Here is a 1012-nt window from a genome sequence, read left to right as displayed (position 1 = left end):
GTTTTTATAGTTTCATTAAATTTATTTTCTACAAAATTTTCATATTGATGTAATCAACCCATAGCTTTTGATTTTTGGCTAGGATCAGTTAAATTGACAGTTACATTAAGTTTTGTTTTAAGTTTATCTAATTCACTATCATCAAAAGTACCTTTTAATTTTCAATTGCTTTCACCAAGTTCTAAGTAACTATCATAAGTATTTCCTACTGTATCTTCTAAATGTAAATGATATATACCATCTGTTTTGATTGACAAATTTTTATTTATTTTCTGTTTAGAACCAGTTGCTGTGAAATTATTTGTTGTTTCGTCAATTGTTCCTTGTGCATAAAAACTTTTGTTTACATCAAAATCAATCAAAATATCTTTAAAATCAATATTTAAACTAGCATCATGTGTTCCAGTTCCATTTTTAATTTTTGTTTGAATAATATCTGCATTATTGGTATTTCCAGCATTTGAAACTAAACCAGTATATAATTGTGTATCATCAATTTTTGTTTGATAATCGATTTTATTTTTATCAATTGCTGTTTTTACTCATAATTTATATGTCACTTTTCCAGTTGAGGTATCGCCACCAAAAACACTGGCAAGTGATTTATCTTTCAAAGTCAAAATTAAATTGTGTTCACCAATAGGTATATCTAAATCTATTGTTGGAACAGTAATTGAATGAGTATCTAATATAGCACTTGCAACTAGGTTATCTTTAATATCAATTTTTTGTGCAGAATTATAAACAATTCCATTGTATAAAGGTCATGATTTATCAAAAGTATCAGGTTTATTTATTTTTATCAATTGTTCTATTAAATTTATTGCATATAAACCTTTATTATAAGTTCCTACATATATAGTATTATTAATGATTGCTAAACTTCTAATCTCGTTACTAGTTCCCGTTTTAATATCTACTAATTCAAAATCTGTACCATTATTTGATTTATATAAACCTGCAATTGTTCCAATATAAATATTATTATCATTTGTCATTGCAATATTCAAAA

1 protein-coding gene is annotated in these 1012 nt (G+C 24.9%); it reads right to left on the bottom strand.

Features of this window, described 5'->3' with window-relative positions:
- Window positions 1–1012 (bottom strand): hypothetical protein (locus tag M0D11_RS06060; protein WP_252321022.1); only part of this gene is annotated, 1012 nt, incomplete at both ends.

Source organism: Spiroplasma endosymbiont of Lariophagus distinguendus (assembly GCF_023846195.1).
GTDB lineage: Bacteria > Bacillota_I > Bacilli_A > Mycoplasmatales > VBWQ01 > Spiroplasma_E.
The sequence above is the reverse complement of the archived record's forward strand: the minus strand, read 5'-3'. Positions and strand labels throughout refer to the sequence as shown.